Here is a 23,188-nt window from a genome sequence, read left to right as displayed (position 1 = left end):
TAAGCGTGTAGCGCCCTCTAAGCAGGGCCGACGACCACCCAATAGCGTGTCAAGCTGCGGACCTTCACTGGCAGCGACTGCTGCAATGCAGCCAGCACGCGGTCGGTGTCTGCCAGGGGGAAGACCCCGGTGAGCGGCAGGCTGGCGACGGCCGGCTCGCAGCGCAGCATGCCGGGACGATGGCGAGCCAGTTCAGCGATGAACCGTCCCAGCGGCATGCGCTCGGCGATCAGCCGGTTATCGTGCCAGGCGATGGCGTTGCGGTTCGCCGGGGTCATATCGCCCAGTCGGCTGGCGTCGAACCAACGGCTCTGTCCAGCTTGCAGGCGTGTGGCGGGTGCTTGGCGGGGACGCAATTCCAGTTCGCCTTCGAATAGCGCGACCTGGCAACCGCCATCATGCTGGTACACGGAAAAGCGTGTGCCCAGTGCCTGGATTTCCCCGGCGACGGTTTCCACGATCAATGGGCGCTTGGCCGGATCATGGCCGCTGTCGAGCAGCAGTTCACCAGCCAGCAGTCGAATGCGCCGTTCGCTGGCGCTGAACAGGATGTCCACGGCGCTGCCGCTGTTCAGGCTCAGGCTACTGCCATCGGACAGGGTGCGCTGCAGGCGCTCGCCCGTGCCGCTTCGCAGGTCTGCCATGGCCTCGCGCCAGGGGAGTTGCGACTGGACGAGATAGCCACTGCCTCCGGCCAGCAGCAAGGCGCCGACGAGCTTGAGCGCATGTCGGCGGCGCGCATCGGGCAACTCACTCAGAACAACTCGAGCGGTGTCTGCTGGTACGCTGCAAAGGGTGCTCTGCAGATGTTCCAGGCGTAGCCAGGCGCGCTCATGTTCGGGGTCGGCGGCACGCCATGCAGCCAGGCGCCGCAGCTGTTCGTCATCCAGTCCGCCGTTCCATTGCAGCATGAGCCAGTGGCTTGCCTGCTCGACGATGGCGGGGAGGATAGGCGCTTCGCTGGCGGTTTTCATTCGGCGTACAGCACTTGGTAGCAGGCGGTGATGGCCCGCAGCATGTATTTCTGCACCGAGCTGACGCTGACCCCCAGACGCTCGGCGATCTGGGCATAGGTCAGCCCTTCGAACTGCGACAGCAGGAAGGCCTTGCGCACCTTGGTCGGCATGCTGTCGAGCATGGCGTCGATCTGCATCAGAGTTTCGATGACGATCGCGCGGGTTTCCAGCGAGGGGCTTTCCGGTTCGGCCATGGCGGCCAGGCTTTCCAGATAAGCCTGTTTGATGCGTTGGCGACGCCACTGATCGATGACCAGGTTGCGGGCGATCTGCGCCAGGTATCGACGGCCCTCGCCCTGCTCCGGCAGGCGTCGCTGCACCAGCAGGCGCAGGAAGGTGTCCTGAGCAATATCGGCTGCCCGCTCGCGATCGCCGAGGCGGCGGCGCAGCCAATCCTGCAGCCAGTTGTGGTGGTTGCGGTAAAGACTATCGAGCGGTTGCAACAGGGAGTCCGTGGGCACTTTCCTCTTCCCATGAATGAGGTGCAGATAAGAATGAGTCGCGATTGTAGGAGGGCGTTCGGTTTTTGGAAACAGGCGCAATAGACATCAGTTGAACATCACGCAAGAAAAAACTGGATGTGAGCCCGATCCAATGAAGGCGGCCGGAATCCTCTGCGGGCGGCGCTGGACTTGAAGCGGTCCGCTGAATGCCCACTGGGCAACAGGTTCGAGTTGCCGTCCAGGGGCAGGGGACGGCTTTGCGCGAGGAGCGAGGTGGGCGCTCGCACCTGCAAGTCATCCGGCGCACTCTGGCAAATATTGCGCTGCGCCCCCCAAGCCAGTGATCATGGCCGTTCGAGGTTCCATACCAACGCCTATCAAGGATCGATACATGAAACTGTCCTGGCCGCGTTTTACCCTGCCCGCTGCACTGCTTCTCTCTCTTTCCCTTTCCGGCTGCGTGTCCGACCTCGGTTCGGGCGCCTACGGCAGCATGGACGATCCGCGCTACGCGCAGTTGCTGGACCAGGTGGACGCGGCGCTGAAGGCGAACATGGCGGTGGTGCTGGTGGCCGACGTGATGCCGCACAAGTCGCTGAGCGATGCGCTGACCATGACCCAGTGGACGCCGACAGCGATCTGGGAATACGAGAAGGACCCGAAGATCACCTTCGGCCGCAAGTTCCAGACCAACGCGCTGCAGAGAAAGCCTGGCGAGACCTACCTGTTCAAGGCCTTCGAGGTGCATATCCTGCCCCCCGGCAAATACCTGCTGACCGGTGGCGACGACTACCAGATCCACGGCTTGCTCGACCAGATAGGCGCCCGTAGCGGCCCGCCCGGTTCGGGTCGTGGCGCCAATGGCACCGCCTACCTGTCCCCCGAACTCTATCGCGAGTACTACCGGGAAGAGGTCTGGAAGGACGCCACCTATGGCAGCGAGATCAAGACCGAGAAGGTCTGTACCACCGTGCACGTGGCGTCTGGCGCCTGCGTGGCCTGGGGCGAGCAGCAATATACCCAGACGACGCAGGGCTCTGGGGCCGGGTATTACCAACAGACCGATTCCCGCGATGTGCCGTCGATCAAGGTCCAGGCGCGCTTGCCGGTCGACAAGGCGCTGGCCAGCTTCACCCTCCAGGGCGGGCAATTGCTGCTGGCCCCGCGCATGCACCTCAAGACTCCTGGCTACAAGTACCAGCAGTCCAAGTGCCGGGCGATCGATCCGAAGAAGATCGAGTGTCCGCTGGACAACCTGACCGTCTACACCTGGCCGGCGCCCATGAGCTTTACGCAGAATCTCATCGAGCAACGGGTCCTGAGCGACAAGCACCGGCAACTGCTGTCCAGGCTCCAGCCCATGCAGATCACGCCGCTGGGCAAGCAAGGCATGGAAGACCCGATCTGGGGCGTACCGTTGTCGTTGTCCAAATAGCGGCGCCGAGCCCAGGCCCTTCAAGGCCGCCGCAAGACGACCTTGAAGGGCTTGCCAGCGCAGTGCAAAGGCCGAGTTTTTTCATCTGCCCCGACCCTGGCAGCAGGTCCTTTCGCTTCCCTTCGCCAGGTTCTGTCTCGAGTACCGGGGCAATCTCCACCCGCAGCAATCATCGGGGCATCGACCCGCAGGCCGGGTATCCCGGCCCCGGGGTCAAGGCACCTGCCCAAATGCTTCCCTGAGTGCCTTGGCGCCACTCACCAGCAACCCCACATCGGAGCCCACGGCGACAAACACGGCACCCAACTGCAGGTAGCGCCGGGCCATGGCCGCGTCGCTGGTGAGAATCCCGGGGGCCTTGCCGGCCGCACGGATTTCCCGGATGGCTCCTGCGATGGCGTCCTGCACCTCGGGATGTGCCGGGTTACCCAGGTGACCGAGGGAGGCGGCCAGGTCGGCAGGCCCGATGAACACGCCATCGACCCCCGGGACCCTGGCAATCTCCGCCAAGGCCTGGATGCCGGCCCGGCTTTCCACTTGCACCAGGGTGCAAATCTGTTCATCGGCCGTCGCCAGGTAGCCGGGGATCTGCTGCCATCGCGAGGCGCGGGCCAATGCCGCTCCCACGCCGCGGATGCCATGGGGAGGGTAGCGGGTGGCGGCAACGATACTGGCCGCCTGCTCGGCGCTTTCCACCATGGGAACCAGTAACGTCTGGGCCCCCAGGTCGAGCAAGTGCTTGATCTCCACGGCATCGTCGCTGGCCGCCCGGACTACCGCATGGGTAGGGGACGCCGCCAGGCACTGCAACTGGGCGAGGGTCGATTGCAGCGTATTGGGAGCATGTTCGTTGTCGATCACCAACCAGTCATAACCGATGCCCCCGAGCATTTCCGCGGTGTACCCGTTGGCCAGGCCGAGCCACAGGCCGATCAGGGGAGTCCCCGTCACCAGGGCCTGCTTGAATTCGTTATGCATGACTATCTCCTGCACATGCAGTGCTCAGATAAAACGGCAGCCCACGCTGCCCAATGGACCGAAGTCGGCGTGGAATGTATCGCCGGCCTCCGCTCGCACCGGGCGAGTGAAGGAGCCGGACAGCACGATGTGTCCTTTCTCCAGGGCGGTGTCGAATACCGCCAGGCGCCGGGAGAGCCAGGCAACGCCGTTGGCCGGATGGTTCAGCACGCCTGCCGCCAGGCCGGTTTCCTCTATCACGCCGTTGCGCAGGAGCATGGCGCCGATCCAGCGCAGGTCCAGGTCGTCGACGCGCACCGGGCGCCCGCCGAGGATGATCCCAGCATTGGCGGCGTTGTCGGAAATGGTATCGACCACCTTGCGCGGCCGCTGGGTGTCGCGGTCGAGCTGTTCCGAACGTGCATCGATGATCTCCAGCGCCGGCACGACATAGCGCGTCGCATCCAGCACATCCAGCATCGTCACCTCCGGCCCCGCCAGGCGACGATCGAGGATGAAGGCCAGTTCGACCTCGACCCGGGGCAATATCAGGCGCTCGCGGGCAATCTCGCCGCCATCGGGCCAGAGCATGTCGTCGAGCAGCACGCCGTAGTCGGGCTCGTCGATCTGCGAGGCCATCTGCATCGCCCTGGAGGTCAGGCCGATCTTGTGCCCGATGATCCTCCGGCCACGGCCCAGTTTCGTCTCGACCCAGGCACGCTGGATGGCGTAGGCATCGGCGATGGTCATGTCCGGATGGCTCAGGGAAAGCTGGCGAATCTGTTCGCGCGAGCGTTCGGCGGCATCCAGGCGATTGGCGCATTCCTGTATTTCATGGGCATTCAGCATCGTTCTTTTGCGCCTGTTTGCGAGGTGGATGGTTCCCGCCATGCCAGCAGTTCCTGCTCTCGGCCCTGGGCCTTCAAGGACTGCCAGGCCTGTGGCGTCGGTGTCGGCATCTGGAAATCCGCAGACACTTCGCAGTACCAGCCGGGGCTGTGCAGCCGGCCGATCAAGGCCATGGACGTCGGGTCGATGAACATGCGGGTCACGTCGATGATCGCTTCCTCGCACAGGTGTGTACCGACGATGTCGGCGAGGATGAAGGTACGCACGCCATCGATGTCGATCAGTTGGCGAACCCGGCACTCCATCGAGCAAGGGCTCGAGGCGATGCGTGGAATGCTCACTTGCTGGCCGGGCAGCATCTGCAGGCCGGCCTCGAGGGCCTCGTTGACCTGGGCATCGAAATCGATGGAGGTGACGGTCATGCGCCCGGCCATCGGGGCCGAGACCAGGTTAACCACGAACTCTCCACGCTCGATGATGTTGCGCGCGGTGTCCTTGGGTTCTCCCGAGCGCGAGCCGATGCACAGGCACAGCAGCGGTGGGTCTCCCGACATCACGTTGAAAAAGGAAAATGGTGCGACATTGACCGCCCCCGATCCATCGCAGGAACTGACCCAGGCGATGGGGCGGGGGATCACGGTGGAGTGCACCAGGTTGCTGCGCTGCTCCGGGCTCAGCGCCTTCATATCAAAATACATGGCTATGTCCTGAACGGTTTCAGCGATTGGCGGTGGGGGTCTTGTCCTGGTTGGCCGAGTCGACGCCAGGGCGCCGCTCGCTGGCCTGGTGCAACTCGATGAGGTTGCCGGCCGGATCGCGTAGGAACAGCTGTTTCAAGGAGGGCGAGGCCACATTGTCGAGGGTGAAGTACTCGATACCCCGCTCCACGAGCACCTTCTCGGCTGCCAGTACATCCTCCACCGCAAGCGCGAAGTGGTTGGAGACCGGGTCCTGGTCAGGGCGCTTGGCATATTGCGAAACGCCATCGCACCCGAGGATGTGCAACTGGGTGCCATTGGGCAGGTTGAACCACGAGCCGTAGATACCCGGGATCTTCCAGCGGGCCGGGTCCTGGGGCAGTGAAAGGACATCGCGATAGAAGTCCAGCATGGCATCGGCCTGGGCGTTGTTCACGCCGAAGCCTACGTGGTGAAGCTCAACAACTTTCACGGACATTGCGTTTTCCTTGTTGGTTTGCACGCGCTGGCCCCGGGAAGGGGCGTGATAGCAATATCGAAATATAGTACGTGTAGCGTACTATACGGATAAAATACTATTTCCCCTTGGTATGATTGGCAACCTCCTCATTGACCCATGTCGCCCATGTCCCGCTCAAAACCACCTGCATCCAAGCCTGTCGCCAGTCCCGAGCAAGGCTCCGGAACATCTTTCGCCGCATCCGCCGCGACCCGTCCCCACCTCGCCCTGATGCGCGATACCGCCGAAGGCGCGACCGATCGATCCCGTGCCGGATTGGGCCTGCTGATGCTCTGGCTGTGCGATGACATCGAGCAACGCGCCAATGCCAGCCTGGCGCCGTTCGGGCTATCGGAAAGCAAGTTCGACCTGCTGATGTTCTTCGGCCTGGCCGAGCGGGGCCTGATAGAAAGCCAGGCGGTCACGCCGTCCTACATCGCGGATTACTTTGGCGTGACCCGTTCGACGGTGACTGGCCTGCTGGATTGGCTGGAGAAGCGCGACCTGCTCAGGCGCCGCCTGAGTACCGAGGACCGGCGCAGCTTCGCCCTGGAGTTGACCGAGCAGGGGCGCGAGTTGCTGGAGCGGTCCTTGCCGGTGTTCTGGGGGATGTGCGAATCCCTGACCAGCAGCCTGGACCAGGACGAATGCGCGCTGCTGCAAAAGGTTCTTGGCAAGCTCTGGGTGCAGTTGAAAGCGGATTGAGATCAGTCGCCCGCAGGGCTGCAAGGCCATCCGCTGTCGCCTGCGCCTGTCTAGCGCCCCCAAGGCCAGATGGCGTAGCCTCGCCCTCATTTCGCACCAGGGATCGCTTCGATGACATGGAAAAAGCTGGCCGCACTCCCCGAGCATAAGTTCGTCGGTGCCTACGGGATCCAATACTGGGCCATTCGCGAGGGCAAGGTCTGGCATCAAGGGCGCAAGCTGGCGGCCGCTGATCCGCAGACATTCGAGTTCTGCGAAGAGCAGTATTTCCTGGGCCGGGATGCTTCCTGCATTTACCACGCCTGGAGCCGCTTGCCGAAAATAGACCGCGACAGCTTTCGCCGAGTCGGCCTGTATTGGCTGGACCGGCAGCATGTCTACTTCGAATATGAAACCTCGTTCAAGGCCCTGCGGGACGTCGATCCCGGCAGCTTTCGCCATGTGGGCGGCAGTTACGGCGCCGACGACCACAGCGCCTGGTACTACGGCCGGAAGATGAGCGGCAACCCACGCTGCATGGCCTTGCGGGTCATTGCCGAGAACGACCTGTATGCCTGTGATGGCGAGGCCGTCTACTACGATGGCAAGCCGCTCAAGGGCGTGCTCGCCGCACAATGGCGAATCCTCACCGAGGAGTTTTCGGGTGATGGCAAGAACCTCTATTTCGCCGAGAGAAAACTGGCGCGGGCCGACTTTCCGACCTGGCGGCATGTTCATGGCGCCTGGTCGAAAGACCAGCACCGGGTCTTCCACATGAATCTTGTGATCAAGGACTTGGCGCCCGAGGGCTTCGATGAAACCCAGGCCAGGCAACTGTCCAGATGATGGCGCCTGCACTCCAGGCCCTGCGCCCATACCAGCCAGGATGATCCGCCGTATGTCCAGCACCGACCAGGACCACCTCCCTGACCCCATGCCGGGCGAGGTCGCAGAGTTCATGGCCGCAGCCATCGTCACCGGCGACCTCGAGTTGCCGGATAGCTATCCGACGCTAGGCGAGTGGGCGCGCTTCCAGATCGGCTATCGCTCCCATGGCCTGACCGGCGAAAGCCTTGTCGCCTCTACCTGCGGCGCCTGGCGGCCGGGCTGGTACGTGATCGCCAGGAACTACTTCGACGATCCGTTCTTCATCGATATCCATGAGCAGGCCGCGGGCTTTCCCGTGTACTTTGCCCGGCATGGAGCGGGTCATTGGGAGGCGACGATGATCGCTCCCAGCCTCCAGGGTTTCGCCCAGTTGTTGTCGGCATTGCACGACCTGGCCCCGGCAAGTCCGCAAGCCCTGCACTTGATCGAGAATGAAACCGACCTGGCCCTTGAGCTGTGGCGCGAAGTCCATCGGCAACGCAGCGAGTGCGACCAGCCGGCAGAACCGGATGCCGAGCAGCAAGTGCTGGACCAGAGCCTCTACCAATGCGGCCAATTGCTCATCACCGGCATTGGCCCGCAGAAGATCAAGGTGGTGAAGATTTTCCGCGCCGCGCTCGATGTGCCCCTGGCACAGGCCCTGGCATTGGCGCAGCTGGACGAAATCCTGGTCGGCAGTGGCTTGCGCATACGCCTGCTGGCGCTGCAAGAGCAACTGCAGGCAGCAGGGGCAACGGTGGAGTTCCGGCCCGATGACGAGCCGGTTCCCTAGGCCGGGTGCGGTGCGGCGACGGGTCTACTTGCCTGGTTTCTTCAGGCTGACCGGCAGGCCCCACACCAGGTCCTCCATGCCTTTCTCACCCAGTACCTGGGTCTTCATCGGCTGGATGCGCGCCAGCACCTGGCGGCCTGTCTCGGAGAGTTTCGGTTGCTCGTGATCGATGAACTTCTGCGTAAACTCCATGGGCGCGGGTCGCATGTAGACCTGGATGTCCCGCAGGGCGCACTTGATGTTTTGCGTGTCCACGGCCTTGCAGGTTTTCGGGTCGTAGTGCACGCCCGGAGTCTTCAGGTGGAAGCGGTCACTGAGCAGGATCTGGCCCGGCTTGATGGTGAAGGCCAGCGGGGCATAGGCGTCGGGTATCTGCGCTTGCAGTTTGATGGACTGGACGTCCTGAATCTTCGTGCCTTCGGTCCAACCGCCCTGGGAGACCTGCTCGCGCTGGGTGTAGTTCTGTTGTGACCAGCTCACGCATTGGCCGGACGCCATGTGCACGGCACTGCAGACGTTCTGGGAATAGGTCCTGTCGGCATAGGAGGCATCACGCCAATACTCTTCCTTGACGAACCGGCGATACAGCACGGCGGACAGGTTCACCGCGCCCAAGGGCGTGGCCCCCGGCTGGCCCTTGGGCGCCTTGATGTCGGCCAGGGTGCTGTCGATCTTGTAGTCGATCCCGCCGGACAACAGGTACGTCCCCGGCGGGATGATGTTGACCTCGAGGAAGTCCCACAGATAGACCGCCTCCTTGATCTTCTCCAGGTCGTTGTTGGCGAAGGCCTGCATGTAGGCGATGCCGGGCATGTCCTTGTTCTTGAAGATGACCCGGTGCGAATAGCTGGAAAGATCGGTCACGCTCTTGTTGGGCATCAGCGTCGGCACCAGCACCACGGACATGCCTTCGCGGGTGGCCTGGTCGAGCATGTCCAGCAGTTGGCTGGTAGGGTTCTTTTGCGCGGGGCTGGCAGGGCCGCCAATCGATGCGCAGGCGGCCAACAAGCTGGCGGGGGCCAGGATCGCCAAGGAACGCAGGCTTTTTAGAGTTTTCATTGGATGTCCTTATCGGCACTAGGCCATGTCTGGGTACTGGAGTTGCGGCGACCGAAGTTAGTGGATGGGCAGCACCGGGAGTTCCAACCTGCCGTCGACTGGATCACTGTCGAACAGCCTGATCGGCGTTTTCAATAGCACTAAAGCCCTAGGGATGGAAAGCGCAAGGCGCCCTTGTCGTACGGCCTGCCAGCAGGCACCACGGGACAAACAAATCGCCAATTGCCATGGACAGTGAATTTTTTCGGATTCCTGGCTATCTGATGGCATGGAGCCCCGGCCGGTAGAACACTGGTCATCTCGCTGTCAGCTCGTACCTGCCACCATTCGGGCCCGGGGCAAAGGTATGCATGAGCACAGTCCAGCCATAGGGAAACTGCTATGAAGTCGCGCAAGAAAAGGGTCAAGCCGATCGGCTTGAAGGACATCACCATCGTCGACGACGCCAAGATGCGCAAGGCGATCACCGCCGCCGCGCTGGGCAATGCCATGGAGTGGTTCGACTTTGGTGTCTATGGTTTCGTCGCCTATGCGCTGGGCAAGGTGTTCTTCCCCAATGCCAGCCCCAGCGTGCAGATGATCGCCGCCCTGGCGACCTTCTCCGTGCCATTCCTGATCCGGCCCCTGGGCGGGTTGTTCTTCGGGGTCCTGGGCGACCGCTACGGACGGCAGAAGGTCCTGGCGGCGACCATCGTGATCATGTCCCTGAGCACCTTCGCCATCGGCCTGATCCCGTCCTATGCCTCGATCGGCATCTGGGCGCCGATCCTGTTGTTGCTGGCCAAGATGGCCCAGGGCTTTTCCGTGGGTGGGGAGTACACCGGCGCCTCGATCTTCGTCGCCGAATACGCCCCGGACCGCAAGCGCGGGTTCCTCGGCAGCTGGCTGGACTTCGGCTCGATCGCCGGCTTCGTCCTTGGCGCGGGCCTGGTGGTGCTGATCTCCACCATCCTGGGTGAAGAGAAGTTCCTCGAATGGGGCTGGCGCCTGCCGTTCTTCCTGGCCTTGCCACTGGGCCTCATCGGCCTCTACCTGCGCCATGCCCTGGAGGAGACCCCGGCCTTCCAGCAGCATGTCGAGAAACTCGAGCAAGGTGACCGCGAAGGCCTGGCCTCGGGCCCGGCGGTGTCGTTCAAGGAAGTGGCGACCCAGCATTGGCGCAGCCTGGTGACCTGTGTCGGCGTGGTGGTGGCGACCAACGTCACCTACTACATGCTGCTGACCTACATGCCCAGCTACCTGTCGCACAACCTGCACTACAGCGAAGACCACGGGGTATTGATCATCATCGCGATCATGGTCGGCATGCTGTTCGTGCAACCGCTGATCGGCTTCATGAGCGACAAGATCGGCCGCCGGCCCTTCATCATCTTCGGCAGCGTCGGCCTGTTCGTGCTGGCCATCCCGGCCTTCATGCTGATCAACAGCGGGGTGCTGGGGGTAATCTTCGCCGGCCTGCTGATCCTGGCCGTGCTGCTCAACTTCTTCATCGGCGTGATGGCCTCCACGTTGCCGGCGATGTTCCCCACGCGTATCCGCTACAGCGCCCTGGCCAGTGCGTTCAACATCTCGGTGCTGATCGCCGGCCTGACCCCGACGATCGCCGCCTGGCTGGTGGAAACCACCCAGAACCTGTACATGCCCGCCTACTACCTGATGGTGATTGCGGTGATCGGCTTGATCACCGGTATTTCCATGCGCGAGACGGCCAACAAGCCATTGCGTGGCGCCGCTCCGGCGGCGGCCGATATCGAGGAGGCCCGGGAGTTGCTGCAAGAGCACCACGACAACATCGAGCAGAAGATCGAAGACATCGATGCGCAGATCGCCGAGCTCGAGGCCAAGCGCAAGAACCTGGTGCAGCAGCACCCGCGGATCGACTAGGACCTGGGGCCCGGCTCGGCGCCGGGCCCACGGCTGGACGTCGTGCCCCAGGGAAGAAGCAGGAGGGCGCTTCAGTCGCGGTCGCGGTGGTCGGCGACGCCGCGCATCCAGTAGCCCTTGCTGCGTACCAGGCGGCGCTGGATCGAGCAGGCGTCGGTGAGGTAGTCGCGGACTTCGTTGATCGCCTGGGCTTCGGCGGCGATCCAGAACTGCCCGACCCCCGAAGGCAGCTGGAGCTTGTCGATGCCTTCGAGCAGCAGGTTGGTGGTGTGCGGATGCTCGTCGCGGAACATCCATTCGTAGTTGACCGTGGCCAGGGTGTCCATGGCCTGCAGCTCGGTCATGCTCGCAGCTTCCAGCACCACCACCGCGCGGTCGCCGGGGGCCAGGCTCTCGAGGATGCTCATCACCGCCGGGGTGCCGGTTTCATCGGCGGCCAGCAGCAACCATTCGGCCTCTTCCTGGGGCTGGAAACCACCACGCAATGCCGAGCAGCCGATCCAGTCGCCGACCCGGGCCTGTTCCGCCCAGCGTCCGGCCGGGCCATGGCCATGGCGGACGAAATCGATATCGACGCTGGACGCTTGCCGATCATGCCGGCGGATGCTGTAGGCACGGCTGGCGGGGTTGCCGCCATTGGGCAGGAACAGCTTCAGCCATTGGGCCGGCTGGCACTCCAGGTCGCCGCCGAACAGCTCGCCCCTGAAGGTGACGCGCCGTACCAGGGGGGTGAGGTCATGGATGGCGGTGACTTCGATGTCGTACTTCATTTTTTTACGCAGGAACATGAATACTCCGGATCTACTTGGCTTTCGCCTTGGGTGAATGAGCCAGCCAGACGATGCCGAGCACGGCGAAGAACAGCCATGCGCTGGCCAGCGAGAAGTCGTTGAGCGCCAACATGTGGGCCTGCCGATCGATGGCCCGGCCCAGCCATTCCAGGGCGCCCTCGGGTGACAGGCCGAGGCTGTCGAGGTTGGCCCGGGCCTGGCCGCTCCAGTGATCGAAAGGGCTCATGCGTTCGGCCAGGTCGACCTGGTGGCCACGGGCCCGGTGGTCCCAGAACGCCGGGCCGAGGGACACGGCGAAGCTGGCGCCGGTCATGCGCAGGGCGTTCTGCAAGCCAAGGGCCGCGGGGATCTTTTCCGGTGGCAGGCGCGACAGCGAAATGGCCACCAGCGGGGTGAACAGGAAGGCCGTGCCGGCGCCCATCAGCACCGAGTTCCAACCGATGAACTGGATGTCCAGGCCGGTCTCGAAGCCCATGCGCCACAACGAGGCGCCGATCCAGCAGATGAAGGCCATGCTCGCCAGCATCCGCGCATCCAGGTGCTGCATCAGCCGCCCGATGAAGGGCGCCAGCACCACTCCGGCGATCCCCAGCGGCGCGGTGGCGATCCCGGCCCAGGTCGCGGTGTAGCCCATCTCCGTCTGCAGCCACAGCGGCACCAGCACCAGCGAGGCGAAGTACAGGGAAAAGCCCAGGGTCACGCACAGGGTGCCGATGGCGTAGTTGCGCTCCTTGAACAGGCGCAGGTCGAGTATCGGATGCTGCTCGGTCAGTTCCCAGCTGATCAATGACGCAAAACCCAGCACCGCCACCACCGCGAGTACGCGGATCGGCGTGGAGGCGAACCAGTCCAGGTCCTGGCCCTTGTCGAGGAGGATCTGCAGCGAACCGACCGCGACCATCAGCAGCAGCAAGCCGACCACATCCACCGGCAGCTTGCGGGTCGGGTTGTCCCGGCCATGCAGGACCTGGCCGAGGGTCAGCAGGATGAACGCCCCGACCGGCACGTTGATGTAGAAGATCCACGGCCAACTGATGTTGTCGGTCAGATAGCCACCCAGGATCGGGCCGCACACCGGCCCGAGGAAGGTGGTCATCGACCACACCACCAGCGCCGAGGTGCGTCGTTCAGGCGGGAAGATCGCCACCAGCAGGGCCTGGGACAACGGGGCCAGGGGGCCGCACACCGCTCCCTGGAAGATCCGGAACAGCAGCAGCGAACCAAGGTTCGGCGCCAGGGCGCAGCACACCGAGGCCAGCACGAACAGGGCGACCGCGGTCATGAACAGCCTGACCTGGCCGAAGCGCTGCACCAGCCAGCCGGTCAAGGGCAGGCCGATGGCCAGGGAAATGCTGAACGAAGTCAGCACCCAGGTGCCCTGGTCGGGGGCCACGCCGAGGTTGCCGGAGATGGTCGGCACCGCGACGTTGGCGATGGTGGTGTCGAGCACCATCATGAAGTTGGCCATGCCGATCGCCAGCGCGCCCAGGAACAGCGTGCCGCCGCTCAGTGGTTCGATGGGACGTTTGGCGATCATCGTTCGTTCCTCGACAGGCTGAGTTTCGACGCTTGCAGGTTCTGCGCGATGATCTGCTCGACCAGCGCCTGGCTACCCTGCTCGAGGTTGTCGTAGACCCCGGTGCTGTCTTGCACCTTGGCTTGCGCGGGCTGTTCCCCGGGTTCACCGAGGATCGCCTTGACGGTCATCGACAGGCCGATGCGCAGTGGGTGGCGCAGCACTTCCTCGCGGTCCAGGGCGATACGCACCGGCACCCGTTGCACCACCTTGATCCAGTTGCCGGTGGCGTTCTGCGCCGGGATAGTGGCGAACGCAGCGCCGCTGCCGGCCTCGATGCCCTGGATGCGCCCGTGGTACGTCACTTTTTGGCCATACAGGTCGGCGAACAGTTCCACCGCCTGGCCGACCTTGATCTGCCCCAGCTGCGACTCCTTGAAGTTGGCTTCCACCCAGACCTTGTCCAATGGCACCAGCCCCATCAGCACGGTGCCGGGCTCGATGTGCTGGCCCACTTGCACGGCACGCTTGGTGATCAGGCCATCGGCCGGTGCGGGAACCTTGGTCCGGGCCAGGGCCAGGTAGGCCTCGCGTACCCGTTCGGCCGCCGCGCCAACCTGCGGATGATTTTCCACCGTGGTCCCCTGAATCCGTGCCTGCAGGGCCGCCAGCCTGGCCTCGGCGGCGCGCACTCCGGACTGGGCCACCTGCGCCGCTTCCTCGGCGTGGTGCAGGTCTTCGCCGGAGACCCCGCCCTGGGCGATCACCGCGCGTCGCCGTTGCAGGTCCTGGCTGGCGCGGCTGGCCTCGGCCTGGCGCAACTTGACCTGGGCCGCCAGGTCGTTTTCCTCGGCATACAGGCTGTTGACCGCACGCACGGTCAGGGCCAGTTGATGGGTCGCGGCATCCAGGCCCAGGCGGGCGTCGACCGGGTCGATCTCCACCAGGGCGTCGCCGGCCTTCACCGTGTCGGTGTTCTGGATGTGCACTGCAGTAGCGGTGCCGCGGGCCTGGGCCGAGACCAGGATCACGTCGCCGCGCACGTAGGCGTTGTCGGTGCTTTCGTAGAGGCGGCCGTAGAGCAGCCACCAGGCACCGGCCACGAGGATCAGGGCCAGGGCCACCAGGGTGATGATCAGGAAGTTCAGGCCACGGCGCGACTTGGCCGGGGGCGGGGTTGGGGAGGCGTCAGTCATGGGAAGTCTCTGCAAGTCGGGTGACGTTCTTGTCGGTTTCGGTCCGGCCGCCCAAGGCACGCAACAGGCCGGCGTGGTTCTGTTGCGCTGCGGTCTTGAGCTGGACCAGTTGCATGCGGGCATCGAGCACCCGGGTCTGGGCGTCGAGCACATGCAGGAAGTCGGTGAGGCTCTGGCGGTAGCGCAGGTATTCCAGGTCATAGGCCCGTTCGGCTTCGTCCAGGCCCTGCACGGTCTTCACCCGCTGGCCCTCCAGGGCCTGCAGTTGCGAGAGATAGCGGGCGACGTCGGCCAGGGCATCCACCAGCACCTGGTTGTAGTTCGCCACGGCCTCGGCATAGCCGGCCTGTTGGGCCTGGTACTGGCCGCGCAGGCGGCCGGCATCGAAGATCGGCAGGGTCAGCGCCGGGCCGACGCCGTAGGTGCGGCTGTCGTGGTGGAACAAGTTCTGGAAGCTGAAACTCTGGAATCCGGCGAAGGCCAGCAGGTCGATGTTCGGGTAGAACGCCGCGCGTGCCGCGCCAATGCGCTGTGCCTGGGCTTCGACGCGCCAGCGCTGGGCGATGACGTCCGGACGGTTGCCCACCAGGTCGGCTGGCAGCTGCCCGGGCAATACCACGCTGCGTCGCAGGTCCGTGCCGCGAGGCCGCCATTGCTCGCCCCAGTCCGGTCCCTTGCCGGCCAGGGCCGCCAGGCGCAGTTGATACACGCGGGCAGCGCCCTGCAGCCGGGCCTGCTCGGCCTCGAGCAAAGGGATGGGGCCGCGGGCACGGACCACGTCGACCTGGGTGCCCAATCCGGACTGCAAGCGTTGTTCGCTGATGCGGTAGATGCTGCGCCGCTGCTCCAGGGCCTGGTCGACCACGGTCTGCTGCTCCAGCACGCCGGCCAGGGCGAACCAGGTTTCCACCAGGCTGCCGCTCAGGGCCAGGCGCGCCACCGCGCGGTCGGCCTCGGCGGCCCGCAGGCTACCCACCGCCGCTTCGTTCAACGCGCGGTTCAGGCCCCAGAGGTCGAGGTTGTAGCGACCTTGCAGCAATGCCTGGCCGTCGCTATGCCAGGTGCCGGATTCGCTGGCGCTGGTCTTGTAGTGCTCGGAATCCTGGCTGCGCAGGATCTGGGTCATGGCCGACAGGCCGGGCCGGGTATTGGCCTGGGCGACGTTGGCCTCGGCCTCGGCCCGGCTGATGCGCGCACTGGCGAGAGCCAGGCTGGGCGAATGGTCCAGGGCCGCGTCGAGCAGGCGATCCAGGTCCGGGTCCTGGAAGGTTCGCCACCACAGGTCGTGGTCGCTGGCCGGTCTCCGGGTGGTGGCCAGGGTGAGGTCCTGGCCGGCCGCGAGGGCGTCGGCGGACAGCAGCTTGGGCGGTTCGGGCGTGTGCCGGGGGCTGATGCAGGCCGGCAGCGTCAGTAGCAGGCCCAGCAGGGTTGCAGACTGGAGCAAACGATAAGGAGCCATCACAACGTCCTTGAACGATTAGGTTGTGACGGGATGCTAGAGAGGCCCAGGTGTATTGAAAATTGCAAATAACGGAGTTTAGATTTGCACCAAATGCAAACGAGACGCCACGATGAACTTCCCCGACCTCAACCTGCTCTTGACCTTCGACGCGATGCTGCGCGAAGGCAGCGTCACCGGCGCCGCCGAACGCATGAACCTGAGCATCCCGGCCATGAGCCGGCGCTTGGCCAACCTGCGCGAGACCATGGGCGATCCGCTGTTCGTCCTGGCGGGGCGGCGCCTGGTGCCTACGCCGCTGGCCCTGGAGCTGGCGCCTCAGGTCCATGACCTGCTGGAAGACGCGCGCAATGTCCTGGGCAACAAGCAGCAGCTCAACCTGGGCACCATCAAGCGGGTGTTCACCCTGCGCGCCGAGGACGGTTTCACCGGTGCCTGGGCCTTGCGCCTGAGCCAGCGGGTCGCCGAGCAGGCGCCCCATGTCACCCTGCGCTTCATGTCCCAGGGCAACGAGGATGTCGCTGCCCTGCGCGATGGCTTGAGCGATCTGGACATCGGCATCGCCGGGCCGCTGGGCCCCGAGGTGTACAAGCAGCGCTTGTACATCGACAGCTTCGTCGGGGTGGTCAACAACCAGCATCCGCTGGCTCGCCTGGCCCATGTCAGTGCCCAGGACCTGGTGTCCTATCCGCACCTGTCGGTCTCGCGTCGGGGGCGCACCCGCGGGCCGCTGGACCTGGAGCTGGAGAAGATCGGCCTGCAACGCAAGGTGCCGCTGGTGGTGCCCGGCTTCCAGGCGGCCATGCAGTTGGCCAGCACCTCGGAGCTGGTGGCGGTGATTCCCCGGCGTTTCGTCGAATGGTCCTTGCCGCTGCTGCCGCTGAGCATCTTCACCCTGCCGGTGGTGACCCCCAGCGGCGAGTTCTCCCAGGCCTGGCATCCACGGGTGAACAACGACCAGGTGCATCGCTGGTTGCGCCAGCAAGTGCAGGAGTGTTCCAGCAGTTGAACGGGGCGCGGCTTGCCGCTGGTTGGTCCTGGCGCTTCGGCAGAGGGCCGATATGGCCTCCGTGCAAGCCGCCAAGAGATTCCGTCAGGGTTTCGGGAAGGGCGCTGGGTTGTCTACCATGGCGCGCCCCTGCCGCTGATCGCGGGGCGCCTGGAATTGGAAGCTTGAGCGGGAGAGTGGCTGCAATGATGTTCGACCATGGAAGGCTGCAGGGCATGCCCAGGGCGCAAGCCGGGTTGTTCTGCCTGCTGGCTGCAAAGCGGCTGGTGCCGGTCTACCGGGCTTTTTCCGAGAAGTACCGTTCGGGCACGGACGTCAATGCCGAGGTCCTGGAGCTGCTGTTCCAGCAGGTCGGTCGCTGGCATGGCTTGCCGTTGCAGGCGCTGCACCAGCGGTTGTACGAGGCGATCCCGGATACCCGGGACTTCAGCGACGAGTTGGCCGACCAGGCCCAGTGCGCGGTGATCGGTACTTGCTACTGCATCGAGTGCCTGCTTGCGGGCGAACCTGACAAGGCTCGCTGGGCCGTCGGCAAGGTGCTCGAGGCCATCGATGTGCTGGATGAACCGCTGGAGCAGGAAATCGCCCATGAGCTTGCCTGGTGTTCGAGCCTGCTGGAGCTTTTGGAGTGCGGCGAGCAGGACGATCCGCGCTCGATCGCGCGACTGCGTTGGGACAACCAGCAGCACTGTGTGCCAGCAATGGCCAATGACCTGCCAGGCCGGATATCGGCGATGACCCTTCGACAGCTCGCGGCAGGTGCCTGGAATGCATGAGCGCAAATTGCACAATCTCCTGGCCCTGGGGCCCGAGGAGCGGCTCGACTATTTCGTGCGCAAGCTGGTGGATTTCGAGCAGGCATGGGGACTCTACGACAGCGGATGGGCCACCTCGGCTTGCGATGCTGGCGAGGCCGTGCCCTTCTGGCCCGAGGCCGCGCTGGCCGAGTCCTGCGCCACCGGCGCCTGGGCTGGTTTTAGCGCGCGGCCTATCGCCCTCGACGAGTTTCGTGGCAGATGGTTGCCGGGGTTGCAGGCGGACAACCGCGCCTGCCAGGTATTCCCCGTGCCGACGCATCCAGGAGTACTCATCAGCCCCGATGACCTGGCAGGCTTGATCCACGACGAGCTGGATCAGTATCAGTAAGCCCGGGAGCGAAGAGATTTTATGCAAGCACAAGAGCGCATCCAGCTGTACGTCGTCTTGAAGTCCCTTGATCGACTGGCAAGCCTCCAATTGCCGCAGCCGCTGGCGGTTCCCGGGTTCTGCCGGGACTTTCTCGACCAGGCCTGGATCTGCCTGGGTGGAGGGGCGTCGCCGGACTGCGAAGGCCTGGAAGCGGAGCTAGATGCCGTGGTGGTGGACGAGCAGGATGCCAGTGGCGCCCAGGTGCTGGGCAACCTGTACCTGTATGCCTTCTCGGACCTGTTGCTGTACTTCGAGGAGGGGCAGGAGGCGAGCCTGGAGTGTGCCCAGGCATCGATCATCGACCTGCATGATTATCTGGCCGCCCAGGCATTCCTCGAGCAGGCGGGGATCGACCATGGCATCGCCCTGAGCCCGGCCCAGGAGCGGCAGATCGCGGCAGACCCGGTCTACGCCCGGGAGCGACAGTTGCAGGAGTCCGATCGGGTCCACGCGGCACAGTACAGCGATTGGGCGACCGTGGTCCGTTGAGCCTGGTACTCGCTGTCCACCCGCGTCGATGAACGAGGATATGGGCTGGCCTGTTCGCGCATCCTGTGAATATGAACGAACTTGTTCTTACTTATATTTACAGATATCACTTTTCCTGATTGTTAATGTAGCGGGCTCAATAGCCCGCGGCTTTCATTGCAATTCCGACATGTTCGAACAAGTGCTGCGGCGATACGCCGGGGTTTATCGATTTTTTACCAAGATTTAACTTCGATGAGGTTCTTATGAGCCCCGATGCAAGTTGCTGGTTGAAGGCCGACGCCAATGAAATAGCGCTTATGGTTGGTCTGGTACGTGCAGTCATACTGCTTTTTGATATCAGGTAGATATTGAATTAACCAGATGGGGAAGTTCAGGCTGGGTTCTGCTGTGCTTCCGGTCGGGTAGTTGCAAGTTGCCGGCTATTGTTTGAAGCCTCGATAAGTCTGCTGCGTGGAGCATGGGACCTCGAGGCCCAATGAATACAAGTTTCTGCATGGTACAAGGCTGGACCATTCGGATTGTTCAATCCTGGAGTTTGGACCATGCCTGATTTTTCTCGTAGAACCCTGATCAAGTTGAGCCTGCTTGCGGCATCGCCATTGGTGGCTCCAGTCATTGCCAGGGGCGCGCCAGCTCCCGCTGCCAAGAGCGTCCTGGTGATCGGTGCCGGTATTTCCGGACTGGCCGCCGCCAGGATGCTGCATGCGGCCGGTCATCGTGTGACGGTGATCGAGGGCCGTGACCGGGTCGGTGGGCGGATATGGACCAATCGCAGTTGGCGGGATACTCCGGTGGACCTGGGGGCCTCCTGGATCCATGGCGTCGATGGCAACCCGGTCGCCAACCTGGCCCGGCAGTTGGGGATCCAGACCGTGGTGTATGACGTGGAAAGACCTGCGTCGAACCTGGTCTACGACGCCGATGGACGCAAGCTGGGCAGTAAGGAGCTGGAGTGGCTCACGCAACTTCAGGACCAGGCGAACAAGCTCCTCGGGCGCAAAGTGCAAGGCGCCGCGCCGGAGCGCAATGCCCGGGATGAAATGCTGCAGGTACTCGCCGGGTTGGCCGGTACGCAGGCCGAGAAGGCCACGGTCATGGAGCTGTTCAGTCGTGAACTGGAGGACGGGCTCGCCGCCGACCCGCAGGACATCGCTGCCTGGGGGTTGCAGGAAGGCAGTGGCTTCGATGGCCATGAAGTGATCTTTCCCAAGGGCTACGGACAACTGGTGGACCGGTTGGCCGAAGGCCTGGAGATTCGCTTCAACCATCGGGTCACCGGCATCCGGCATGACCCATCGGGCGTGCGCGTGGTTACCAGCCATGGCGAGCTGGCGGGGGATATCGCGATCGTCACCTTGCCCCTGGGAGTACTCAAGGAAGGCGGAGTCACGTTCTCGCCGGCACTGCCTGTGGCCAAGCGCGGTGCCATCGAGCGCCTGGGCATGGGGGTCTACAACAAGGCGGTGTTCCTGTTCCCGGAGGTGTTCTGGGGCCAGGCCGCGATCATCAGCCAGTTGAATACCGACAAGGGCCTGTGGGCCAACTGGTACCCCTTGAACCACTACGCCAAGAAACCCGTGCTCTGCGCCCTGCATGGCGGCACCCCGGCCCGGTTGCTCGAAGGCATGTCGAACCAGGAGATCCAGGACGACGCCATGGCCCACCTGCGCCAGATGTTCGGTTCCTCGATCCCGCTGCCGAGCGATATGCACATCACTCGCTGGCATGCGGATCCCTTTGCCCGCGGCAGTTATTCCTTTCCCCAGGTCGGGGCGCGGCCGTCCGACCGCCAGGATCTTGCGGCCCCGGTCGGCAATACCTTGCTGTTCGCCGGGGAGGCTACCCATCCGGACTACAGCGCGACGGTCCATGGCGCGCTGCTATCGGGCTGGCGCGAGGCGCGTCGGGTGCTGGGCGAGCCGGTCTGAACCTGCCGGCGGCTCAGGGCAGTTCGCCGATTCGTTCGCGCAAGACCCGGGCCAGCTGTCCTGCCTGGGCCTGCTTGTCGGACCAGTCGTCCATCAGTTGCCCCAGGGGCCGAGTACTTGCTTGAGGAGCGCCAGCGCAGCTTGTAGCTGCGGATCGTTGGTCAAGCAGTGGTGCATGTTCAGTGCGCTCCTGAAGTATCCGCGGCAGGTTCCTCGGCGGCCTGGCAAGCCTGGGCCTTGAGAAAGGCCAGGCAGGTGGCGACCGCGGGGGTGCGTGGCCCGTGGCTGGTTTCGAACAGCACGATGTCACGTTGGATCCGCGGCTTGACGATGGGCAGCCAGGTCAGCTCGTTGCACAGCAGGCCTTCTGCGGTCAGGCGAGGCACGATGCCGACACAGAATCCGGCGCGGATCAGGCTGTACAGGGTTTCGGTGAAGGAGACCCGGTACGCCGCCTTGACGATGACTTCCTGGGCCTTGGGCGAACCCAGCGCCAGGTCGGCGACGCTGCCCAGCAGGAAGTGCGCCACCGGCCGGTTATCGAGCTGGGCCCAGCTCGCGCTACGGGCGGCACACAGCGGATCGTCCTGGCGCACCACCACCACCAGTTCGTCGACCAGCAAGCGGTGCATGGGCAATCCGGCTGTCGCATCGCCGGCACCGATGCCGAAGTCCACCTTGGCGCTGCGCACATCATTGATCAGCGCCCGGGTGGGCAGGTCGATGAAGTCGAAACGCAGGTCGGCATGTTGTCGTTGCAGCTCCTGGAGCTTGGGCAGGATCCGGTGGGCCACCGACGGAACCAGGCCGATGCGGATGGTCTGCTGGCGTTCCTGGCTGATGTGGACCATGTCGGCCACGGCATTGCCCGCGGTGTTCAGCAGGTGCTCGGCGATGGGCAGGATCGCCGCGCCGATCTCCGAGAGGGTGACCTGATGGCCCTTGCGAATGAACAGCTGGGCGCCGATCAGGCGTTCGGTCTCCTTGATCGAGGTGCTCAGGGCGGAGGCGGTCAGGGCCAGTTCCTCGGCGGCCAGGCGAAAGTGCAGGACCCGGCTTAGGGTGGCGAAGTAGTGCAGGTGGCGCAACGACAGGGCAGCGAGCAGGCGCTTGGAGACGCCACTGGTTTCCTTGGAATTCATGGGGGTATTCCTGGCGCGAAGGACTGTCGGAGAGTCTGCCAGCTCATTAATGAAAATCTAATGAACATGCAGAATTAACAACTTTTTCCATTGATTTGCCGGCATATACTCGAAACACCAAGCCGTGGCCACTGGCCCGCCAGAGCCTGCTGGATGACAGAACAACAATAATGATCAGAGGGGCGCTCGACCATGATTCAAGATCCCGTGCTGGGTGATTTCCTGCGGCGTATTCCCAAGACCGACTTGCATATCCACCTGCTGGGCGCCATTCGCCCGGACACTCTCGCTGCCCTGGGGCGCAAGCATGGCCTGTCTTTGCCCACCGGGGATGCCCGGCAGATCTACCAGTACCGGGACTTTCCGGGCTTTTTGAAGCTCCTGCGCCTGGCCGGGCAGTGCCTGGTGGACCGGGAGGATTTTGCCCGGGTGGCCTACGAACTGTTGGAAGACGCCCAGCGCAAGGGCAATTGCCGGCACCTGGAGCTGTCGTTCAACCCCACGGTGTTCCTCGATAACCAGGTGCGTTATCCCGTGGTGGTGGATGGCCTGGTCGATGGCATGCACGCCGCCCGGCGCGATTTCGCCATTTCCAGCTTGCTGGTTCCCTGTATCGACCGCGAACGTCCGGCAGGGGTGGCCCGGGCCATGGTCGAGCAAGTGCTGGAGCATCGACGTGACGAAGTGGCCGGCATCGGCATGGACTTCGCCGAGGGCAAGGGCCCGCCGCAACGGTTCATCGAGGCCTACCAGCTGGCTGCGCGCCATGGCCTGCGGCGCACTGCCCATGTCTGCGAGGACAACCAGCCCCTGGCGCTGGCACCGCCCACTCACCTGCGGACCTGCATCGAGGCCCTGGCCTGCGATCGTGTCGACCATGGCTACAACCTGCTGGCCGACCCGGAAGCGGTAATCGCGGCGCGGGAGCAGGGCATCGCCTTCAATGTCACCGTGTGCACCGCCAAGAAAAGCAACCTGGACAACCGCATGGACGCGATCAAGCTGATGCACGATGCCGGCCTGCGCCTGAACATCGGCACCGACGATCCCTACCTGCACCACACCGACCTCGAGCATTCCTGGACCAAGCTGTTCAGCCACTGCGGCTGGGGCATCCACCAGGCTCGCCAACTGGCCCTGGCCGGGGTCGATGCCTGTTGGCTGGACGCTGACGCCAAGAGGACGTTGCACCAGGAGTTCTCCCTGGAAATCGACCGGCTCACCGTCCAGGTCTGGCCACGGATCAAGCCGTCCTACATCGGTGAGCGGGCCGCCTAGTCCAG

The 23,188-nt window shown here is 64.1% G+C and carries 23 protein-coding genes; 11 read left to right on the top strand and 12 right to left on the bottom strand.

The window, feature by feature from the left end; all coding sequences use genetic code 11:
• Positions 1-17: 17 nt before the first annotated feature.
• Positions 18-974, bottom strand: a complete 957-nt coding sequence (locus AC3WK8_RS10015; protein WP_103324717.1) for a FecR domain-containing protein — start codon at positions 972-974, stop codon at positions 18-20.
• The gene (locus AC3WK8_RS10010; RefSeq protein WP_053131522.1) at positions 971-1,477 is read right to left on the bottom strand and encodes a sigma-70 family RNA polymerase sigma factor; all 507 of its coding nucleotides are present in this window, start codon (positions 1,475-1,477) and stop codon (positions 971-973) included. Before AC3WK8_RS10010 ends, AC3WK8_RS10015 begins: the two co-directional genes overlap by 4 nt.
• Positions 1,478-1,850: 373 nt before the next feature.
• Here AC3WK8_RS10010 and AC3WK8_RS10005 point away from each other — a divergent pair, with 373 nt between their 5' ends.
• Entirely contained in the window at positions 1,851-2,894 is a 1,044-nt protein-coding gene (locus AC3WK8_RS10005) for a hypothetical protein (protein WP_103324718.1), read from the top strand.
• Positions 2,895-3,107: 213 nt separating this feature from the next.
• Here AC3WK8_RS10005 and hpaI read toward each other — a convergent pair whose 3' ends face one another.
• Genes hpaI through AC3WK8_RS09985 form a run of 4 tightly spaced genes read right to left on the bottom strand, consistent with a single transcriptional unit; the run spans position 3,108 to position 5,876 of the window.
• Positions 3,108-3,872 carry a 4-hydroxy-2-oxoheptanedioate aldolase gene (gene hpaI, locus AC3WK8_RS10000; protein ID WP_103324719.1) on the bottom strand — a complete coding sequence of 255 codons (765 nt, stop codon included), beginning with the start codon at positions 3,870-3,872 and terminating at the stop codon, positions 3,108-3,110.
• Between the two features lie 24 nt (positions 3,873-3,896).
• Positions 3,897-4,700, bottom strand: a complete 804-nt coding sequence (gene hpaH / locus AC3WK8_RS09995) for a 2-oxo-hept-4-ene-1,7-dioate hydratase (RefSeq protein WP_103324720.1) — start codon at positions 4,698-4,700, stop codon at positions 3,897-3,899.
• Positions 4,694-5,398 (bottom strand): flavin reductase family protein, encoded by a 705-nt coding sequence (locus AC3WK8_RS09990; RefSeq protein WP_022640491.1) that lies wholly within the window; start codon positions 5,396-5,398, stop codon positions 4,694-4,696. Before AC3WK8_RS09990 ends, hpaH begins: the two co-directional genes overlap by 7 nt.
• 19 nt (positions 5,399-5,417) lie before the next feature.
• Positions 5,418-5,876: a VOC family protein gene (locus tag AC3WK8_RS09985; protein WP_022640490.1), complete on the bottom strand. Its 459-nt coding sequence runs from the start codon at positions 5,874-5,876 to the stop codon at positions 5,418-5,420.
• Between the two features lie 147 nt (positions 5,877-6,023).
• Between AC3WK8_RS09985 and AC3WK8_RS09980 the strand changes: the two genes are divergently transcribed.
• The 3 genes from AC3WK8_RS09980 (at position 6,024) to AC3WK8_RS09970 (ending at position 8,241) form a co-directional block, all read left to right on the top strand.
• On the top strand, positions 6,024-6,602 hold the full coding sequence (locus tag AC3WK8_RS09980) for a MarR family winged helix-turn-helix transcriptional regulator (RefSeq protein ID WP_201770009.1): 579 nt from the start codon (positions 6,024-6,026) through the stop codon (positions 6,600-6,602).
• A gap of 111 nt (positions 6,603-6,713) precedes the next feature.
• The gene (locus AC3WK8_RS09975) at positions 6,714-7,427 is read left to right on the top strand and encodes a DKNYY domain-containing protein (RefSeq protein WP_103324721.1); all 714 of its coding nucleotides are present in this window, start codon (positions 6,714-6,716) and stop codon (positions 7,425-7,427) included.
• A 52-nt stretch (positions 7,428-7,479) separates the two neighbouring features.
• A complete protein-coding gene (locus AC3WK8_RS09970; protein ID WP_256592266.1) occupies positions 7,480-8,241 on the top strand; it encodes a hypothetical protein in 762 nt (253 codons plus the stop codon).
• A gap of 24 nt (positions 8,242-8,265) precedes the next feature.
• Here AC3WK8_RS09970 and AC3WK8_RS09965 read toward each other — a convergent pair whose 3' ends face one another.
• Positions 8,266-9,300 (bottom strand): hypothetical protein, encoded by a 1,035-nt coding sequence (locus AC3WK8_RS09965; RefSeq protein WP_103324722.1) that lies wholly within the window; start codon positions 9,298-9,300, stop codon positions 8,266-8,268.
• Between the two features lie 381 nt (positions 9,301-9,681).
• Here AC3WK8_RS09965 and proP point away from each other — a divergent pair, with 381 nt between their 5' ends.
• Positions 9,682-11,184: a glycine betaine/L-proline transporter ProP gene (gene proP / locus AC3WK8_RS09960; RefSeq protein WP_085597382.1), complete on the top strand. Its 1,503-nt coding sequence runs from the start codon at positions 9,682-9,684 to the stop codon at positions 11,182-11,184.
• A 71-nt stretch (positions 11,185-11,255) separates the two neighbouring features.
• On the opposite strand, the gene AC3WK8_RS09955 is transcribed toward proP, so the two are convergent.
• The 4 genes from AC3WK8_RS09955 to AC3WK8_RS09940 are packed head-to-tail and all read right to left on the bottom strand — an operon-like array spanning position 11,256 to position 16,146.
• Positions 11,256-11,972: a siderophore-interacting protein gene (locus AC3WK8_RS09955; protein ID WP_085597381.1), complete on the bottom strand. Its 717-nt coding sequence runs from the start codon at positions 11,970-11,972 to the stop codon at positions 11,256-11,258.
• Between the two features lie 13 nt (positions 11,973-11,985).
• A complete protein-coding gene (locus AC3WK8_RS09950; protein ID WP_103324723.1) occupies positions 11,986-13,512 on the bottom strand; it encodes a DHA2 family efflux MFS transporter permease subunit in 1,527 nt (508 codons plus the stop codon).
• Positions 13,509-14,687 (bottom strand): HlyD family secretion protein, encoded by a 1,179-nt coding sequence (locus AC3WK8_RS09945; protein WP_103324724.1) that lies wholly within the window; start codon positions 14,685-14,687, stop codon positions 13,509-13,511. Before AC3WK8_RS09945 ends, AC3WK8_RS09950 begins: the two co-directional genes overlap by 4 nt.
• Positions 14,680-16,146, bottom strand: a complete 1,467-nt coding sequence (locus tag AC3WK8_RS09940) for an efflux transporter outer membrane subunit (protein ID WP_103324725.1) — start codon at positions 16,144-16,146, stop codon at positions 14,680-14,682. Before AC3WK8_RS09940 ends, AC3WK8_RS09945 begins: the two co-directional genes overlap by 8 nt.
• 112 nt (positions 16,147-16,258) lie before the next feature.
• Between AC3WK8_RS09940 and AC3WK8_RS09935 the strand changes: the two genes are divergently transcribed.
• The 5 genes from AC3WK8_RS09935 to AC3WK8_RS09915 all read left to right on the top strand — a co-directional run bounded on the left by AC3WK8_RS09935 (position 16,259) and on the right by AC3WK8_RS09915 (position 20,763).
• Positions 16,259-17,155, top strand: coding sequence for a LysR family transcriptional regulator (locus AC3WK8_RS09935; protein ID WP_085597377.1), 897 nt, complete (start codon positions 16,259-16,261; stop codon positions 17,153-17,155).
• Between the two features lie 185 nt (positions 17,156-17,340).
• Complete coding sequence (locus tag AC3WK8_RS09930; RefSeq protein WP_103324726.1) at positions 17,341-17,931, top strand: hypothetical protein; 591 nt, start codon at positions 17,341-17,343, stop codon at positions 17,929-17,931.
• On the top strand, positions 17,924-18,301 hold the full coding sequence (locus tag AC3WK8_RS09925) for a DUF2750 domain-containing protein (protein ID WP_103324727.1): 378 nt from the start codon (positions 17,924-17,926) through the stop codon (positions 18,299-18,301). Before AC3WK8_RS09930 ends, AC3WK8_RS09925 begins: the two co-directional genes overlap by 8 nt.
• 21 nt (positions 18,302-18,322) lie before the next feature.
• Complete coding sequence (locus AC3WK8_RS09920) at positions 18,323-18,832, top strand: hypothetical protein (protein ID WP_085597374.1); 510 nt, start codon at positions 18,323-18,325, stop codon at positions 18,830-18,832.
• A gap of 545 nt (positions 18,833-19,377) precedes the next feature.
• On the top strand, positions 19,378-20,763 hold the full coding sequence (locus tag AC3WK8_RS09915; protein WP_085597373.1) for a flavin monoamine oxidase family protein: 1,386 nt from the start codon (positions 19,378-19,380) through the stop codon (positions 20,761-20,763).
• A gap of 179 nt (positions 20,764-20,942) precedes the next feature.
• Here AC3WK8_RS09915 and AC3WK8_RS09910 read toward each other — a convergent pair whose 3' ends face one another.
• Entirely contained in the window at positions 20,943-21,905 is a 963-nt protein-coding gene (locus AC3WK8_RS09910) for a LysR family transcriptional regulator (RefSeq protein WP_103324728.1), read from the bottom strand.
• Positions 21,906-22,097: 192 nt separating this feature from the next.
• On the opposite strand from AC3WK8_RS09910, the gene AC3WK8_RS09905 reads away from it, so the two are divergent.
• Positions 22,098-23,183, top strand: a complete 1,086-nt coding sequence (locus tag AC3WK8_RS09905) for an adenosine deaminase family protein (protein WP_103324729.1) — start codon at positions 22,098-22,100, stop codon at positions 23,181-23,183.
• Positions 23,184-23,188 lie beyond the last annotated feature (5 nt).

It is taken from the genome of Pseudomonas sp. FW507-12TSA (genome assembly GCF_058781435.1).
Note: the sequence above shows the minus strand (reverse complement) of the source record. Positions and strands in the feature narration are given on the sequence as shown.

Coding starts and splice junctions, on each gene's coding strand:
- AC3WK8_RS10015 (WP_103324717.1), bottom strand. CDS start 974: ATGAAAACCGCCAGCGAAGCGCCTATCCTCCCCGCCATCGTCGAGCAG.
- AC3WK8_RS10005 (WP_103324718.1), top strand. CDS start 1,851: ATGAAACTGTCCTGGCCGCGTTTTACCCTGCCCGCTGCACTGCTTCTC.
- hpaI (WP_103324719.1), bottom strand. CDS start 3,872: ATGCATAACGAATTCAAGCAGGCCCTGGTGACGGGGACTCCCCTGATC.
- hpaH (WP_103324720.1), bottom strand. CDS start 4,700: ATGCTGAATGCCCATGAAATACAGGAATGCGCCAATCGCCTGGATGCC.
- AC3WK8_RS09990 (WP_022640491.1), bottom strand. CDS start 5,398: ATGTATTTTGATATGAAGGCGCTGAGCCCGGAGCAGCGCAGCAACCTG.
- AC3WK8_RS09985 (WP_022640490.1), bottom strand. CDS start 5,876: ATGTCCGTGAAAGTTGTTGAGCTTCACCACGTAGGCTTCGGCGTGAAC.
- AC3WK8_RS09980 (WP_201770009.1), top strand. CDS start 6,024: ATGTCCCGCTCAAAACCACCTGCATCCAAGCCTGTCGCCAGTCCCGAG.
- AC3WK8_RS09975 (WP_103324721.1), top strand. CDS start 6,714: ATGACATGGAAAAAGCTGGCCGCACTCCCCGAGCATAAGTTCGTCGGT.
- AC3WK8_RS09970 (WP_256592266.1), top strand. CDS start 7,480: ATGTCCAGCACCGACCAGGACCACCTCCCTGACCCCATGCCGGGCGAG.
- AC3WK8_RS09965 (WP_103324722.1), bottom strand. CDS start 9,300: ATGAAAACTCTAAAAAGCCTGCGTTCCTTGGCGATCCTGGCCCCCGCC.
- proP (WP_085597382.1), top strand. CDS start 9,682: ATGAAGTCGCGCAAGAAAAGGGTCAAGCCGATCGGCTTGAAGGACATC.
- AC3WK8_RS09955 (WP_085597381.1), bottom strand. CDS start 11,972: ATGTTCCTGCGTAAAAAAATGAAGTACGACATCGAAGTCACCGCCATC.
- AC3WK8_RS09950 (WP_103324723.1), bottom strand. CDS start 13,512: ATGATCGCCAAACGTCCCATCGAACCACTGAGCGGCGGCACGCTGTTC.
- AC3WK8_RS09945 (WP_103324724.1), bottom strand. CDS start 14,687: ATGACTGACGCCTCCCCAACCCCGCCCCCGGCCAAGTCGCGCCGTGGC.
- AC3WK8_RS09940 (WP_103324725.1), bottom strand. CDS start 16,146: ATGGCTCCTTATCGTTTGCTCCAGTCTGCAACCCTGCTGGGCCTGCTA.
- AC3WK8_RS09935 (WP_085597377.1), top strand. CDS start 16,259: ATGAACTTCCCCGACCTCAACCTGCTCTTGACCTTCGACGCGATGCTG.
- AC3WK8_RS09930 (WP_103324726.1), top strand. CDS start 17,341: ATGATGTTCGACCATGGAAGGCTGCAGGGCATGCCCAGGGCGCAAGCC.
- AC3WK8_RS09925 (WP_103324727.1), top strand. CDS start 17,924: ATGCATGAGCGCAAATTGCACAATCTCCTGGCCCTGGGGCCCGAGGAG.
- AC3WK8_RS09920 (WP_085597374.1), top strand. CDS start 18,323: ATGCAAGCACAAGAGCGCATCCAGCTGTACGTCGTCTTGAAGTCCCTT.
- AC3WK8_RS09915 (WP_085597373.1), top strand. CDS start 19,378: ATGCCTGATTTTTCTCGTAGAACCCTGATCAAGTTGAGCCTGCTTGCG.
- AC3WK8_RS09910 (WP_103324728.1), bottom strand. CDS start 21,905: ATGAATTCCAAGGAAACCAGTGGCGTCTCCAAGCGCCTGCTCGCTGCC.
- AC3WK8_RS09905 (WP_103324729.1), top strand. CDS start 22,098: ATGATTCAAGATCCCGTGCTGGGTGATTTCCTGCGGCGTATTCCCAAG.